This is a genomic window from Niastella populi (genome assembly GCF_002078015.1).
In the GTDB taxonomy this organism is placed as follows: Bacteria; Bacteroidota; Bacteroidia; order Chitinophagales; family Chitinophagaceae; genus Niastella; species Niastella populi.
Genome location: NZ_LWBP01000043.1, coordinates 1 through 3672 on the forward strand (window position 1 = coordinate 1; position 3672 = coordinate 3672).

At 40.9% G+C, this 3672-nt stretch carries 4 protein-coding genes; 2 read left to right on the plus strand and 2 right to left on the minus strand.

The window, feature by feature from the left end; all coding sequences use genetic code 11:
• Positions 1-367 precede the first annotated feature (367 nt).
• Positions 368-586, minus strand: coding sequence for a hypothetical protein (locus tag A4R26_RS05765; RefSeq protein WP_081161934.1), 219 nt, complete (start codon positions 584-586; stop codon positions 368-370).
• Between the two features lie 564 nt (positions 587-1150).
• Here A4R26_RS05765 and A4R26_RS05770 point away from each other — a divergent pair.
• Together A4R26_RS05770 and A4R26_RS05775 are read left to right on the plus strand one after the other, a co-directional pair.
• Positions 1151-2020 (plus strand): zincin-like metallopeptidase domain-containing protein, encoded by an 870-nt coding sequence (locus A4R26_RS05770; RefSeq protein WP_081161936.1) that lies wholly within the window; start codon positions 1151-1153, stop codon positions 2018-2020.
• A 32-nt stretch (positions 2021-2052) separates the two neighbouring features.
• A complete protein-coding gene (locus tag A4R26_RS05775; protein ID WP_081161939.1) occupies positions 2053-2916 on the plus strand; it encodes a zincin-like metallopeptidase domain-containing protein in 864 nt (287 codons plus the stop codon).
• A 399-nt stretch (positions 2917-3315) separates the two neighbouring features.
• Here the strand turns inward: A4R26_RS05775 and A4R26_RS05785 are convergent.
• On the minus strand, positions 3316-3672 hold a 357-nt coding region (locus A4R26_RS05785; protein ID WP_207625687.1), incomplete at its 5' end, for a DUF8371 domain-containing protein.

The window sequence follows — 3672 nt, forward strand, 5'->3', positions numbered from 1 at the left end:
GATTTCCCCCTTTGCAAAGCAAATATGAGCAGGAAATGAAAAACAAGTCGGCACATTATGAAAAACTATTTGAAGCGATCGCTGTTGCGCATGCCTCATATCAAAGGCTTCGATCATGACAATCCTTTCCCCCTTACTTAACTAATAGCTCCCCTATACACTTCTAATTAAGCCTTTTTCTTTGACAATTTTGGGGAGCTAGTAACAAGGGCTTTGTCCTTGAGAAACCACGCATGGAGTTCAGTAGTGCAGTTGGAGGTCAGCCATGCAAGCCCGATCAAGTATCGGGCTTTTTCTTTGTAATAATTCGATACATGAAAAAAGCCCGTACTTAGACGGGCTTCGCATAATCTATCGTTCTATATTTTCATTTCGGAATTCTTTCAAAGCCATGTTTTTTTAAAAGCTCTTGCACAGCTTTTAAAAAGTCTTTCCATTCCATTTCAGGAATGTCGTTTATTTTTCTACAAGCACATTCGAATTTTTTTAAAGTTACAGGGTCACCAGGTACTTCATACCATAGTCTTTCCATATACGACCCTAACTGTATGCGTATACCATACCCGTTTTTATTGGAGTTCTCCATAAAATATGATTTAAACCAAAAAATAGTTAGGAAAGGAATAGAGGAGTTTACATATCTATCAACGTCGGCAAGAAATAATATATGAGCAATGGCGACCGCATCGCGTACTAGACCAAAGCCAATGGTAGCAATGATAAATGTGGGCAAATAATCGCTTCAAAAGCAGGTAGGAAAAATTAGCAGACGAATGTGGTAAAAAGGAATAAAAGCGACAGCGTTTTGCATCCAAGCGGAATGTCTTTCCTTTGGGTGTACTGACTGTCATTGACTTTGTTTGTTTAAAGATAAGTAATGTATTAAAAAATATAAAATAAAAAAGGGCTGCCCAAAGGCTAACCCTTCAAAACAAAGTCAATTTTTAAGAACTCCTTGTAGTATATATATATGAATTGACAAAAGTCAACTGGATATACTAAAGCCAAAAGCCGCCCCTTATTTGTTCGTTATGGATATCCTTTTATTCTACCACCATTTTTCAACAATTCTTTCCCTCTTATCTCTCCCTGCATTTGTTCATACACTCCTTCCTGAAACAATCCTCTTTCACAATCAAACAACATCAGTATGAACGTTAAGCAAAAAACCACATCTCAAGATGTCCATTCATTCGTCGCTTCGCGCATGATAGAACAACTGCAACTTGGTATAATCCCCTGGATAGAGCGCTACAGCGAGCATCCGCAGTACATCAACGGCTATCCGATGGACTACATCAACGTCCTGCTTTTAGGCACGCTCGGGTACCCCCGCAAGGTTTTTGTTACCTCAAAGCAACTGAAGCGAAATAACATTACTATCAAACGCGGGGAGAAAGGGTTTACGATCATCGGCATGCGGCACGGAACGTGTCGGCCGGCCCTGTACTGCACGACGGTATATCATCCCGTCAATTTTAACGGCGTGTATGACGATCTCCTGCCTACAGAGAAGATTGAACGCAACCCGCTGAAGGCATGCCAGAAAATCGTTTCCGGGATGCCCAAGCTTCCGCGCATCATCCCTGACCTTGCCCCGGCTTATTACAGCCTATCATCTGATTCGATTAAGATGCCCGAACAAGAGCGGTTTGAAACTAAAGACCAGTATTACAGCTCGCTGTTTTATGTTCTCGCTCAATCTACCGGCCACCCATCCCGCATGAAAAGGCCCTGTTCCTTCTACCGCAGCCCTGACGATCCGAAAAGCCACACCCTGGAAGATTTGATAACAGAGATGACAACGGGCTACTTGTGCAATCATGCAGGCATCTTCCCGTCTTTCCTGATCAAGTACCACTCTGATTGCGACGGCTGGTTGCGGGAAATAAAAAGAAACAAGGAAATGGTCGTTACTGGAGCCATGTACGCGCAAGAATCTATTAACTACATCTTGAATCGCAATCCGATGCTAAACCCTATTCAGACTGGCGTGTATTCGCCAAAAGAAGCGAAATAACAAACAACAACCATTTACTTAAATCCTTCACAATGTTTAAAACTCCCAAATTGACGGGATCGCATGAAGTTTTTAAAACGGTAAACGATGCATTCTGCCGGAAGTTGTCACAAGGTATCATTCCCTGGCACCAGAGCTTTAAGGAAATTCCGGCCGACATGACGGGTTCTACGTTCCTCAATGTGAATATGTGGCTGTTAGGAGATCTTGGCTATCCACGCAATGTGTTTTTATCCAAAGAGCAGATAAAAAGCACTGGATGGACTATAAAAGGAGGTGAACGCGGGCACCTGATTGTGCATTTGAACAATGACGAAAACAACCCGTGCCTTATTCGAAAAACGGTATATAACATCGCCCAGGTGTCAGGCATCCAACGGGAGCAAATACCGCCGCTAATTACAACCGGGAACCCAATTGGAGCATGCAAGTCGATTCTCCGGTATGTGCCGGATATGGTGCCAATTGAAGATACGGGAACATACGCATTTTACCGGCGATCTGACGACATCATTGATATGCCCCAGCCGGAATACTTTGAAAACGATGCCCAGTGGTATAGCACCCTCTTTTACCAGTTGATAGCTTCTACAGGCCATGCCAAACGGTTGGGCTGGGATAAGCGGCTGGAACAGAAACCGTATGATAAACAGGTATATTGCCTTGAATTATTGGTCATCGAAATGTGCTGTTCTTGCTTGTGCGCGTATGGAGAAATTGAGCCGTGGTTTTTATCCCGTTATCATTCAAACAGCGAAGGGTGGCTGCATACCCTGGAAAGCGATGCAACGCTTGCGGTTATTGCCGGAAGCTATATGCAACCTATTGTGTCGTACATATTAAACCTGGATGAAAGGGCAAAAAATCTTAAGCTATTTCCCGTATCAATAATCTAAACTTGAATCAATGGTAAAGCCTGCAGTATGCAGGCTTTTTATTTTCTTATCATGAATTTATACTTGCATAACTGTATACCTTTCATTCCGTAATTGGATCTCTTTAAGCTTCATGTAATACTTATCTTTCTCACAGTAAAAGGAAAAATCAAATTCAGATCTTAATTCGTCAATTCCTTGCATCATATAATTAACAAATTCTGTACTAGTAAAAGGGGTGTATCCAACATATAAATGGAAATGGAACTTTTTCTCTTGCAACACTACAAAGTACTCTAACACTTTATATCTTTTGTTATAAACATCCTTTATTTTTCTATTTATTAAATCGGATCGTTTTGCAATAATCTTCATTGTGAATATTCAAATTAATTAAAATCAAAATGAGTTAATAATGCATTAGCGCTTACTTGCAGGAGGCATTCTTACTGCATTAATTACTATAAGCTCTGGCGACTGCTTTCCACTACTTGAACGTTCATGAATTAATTTATTTATCTGCCTTATTTTTCGGTCCTGCTTACTATTTACCCGAAGTACTAAGTAGATGCTGTGTTTATCCTCAACACCTTCAGCTCTATTATATGCCCGTAGTTGCTTTTCGTAGCCCTCAATTAGCTTTGGATTCTTAGAATATTTTAATTCAACTGTAACCTTTGCCAATCCATGCGAAACTTTAAAGTCTAGAGCACCTGATCCATTGTTAATCTCTCTGTTCAAATCTAAATCATTTGCTTTGCAATAGCTGTCAGCCAC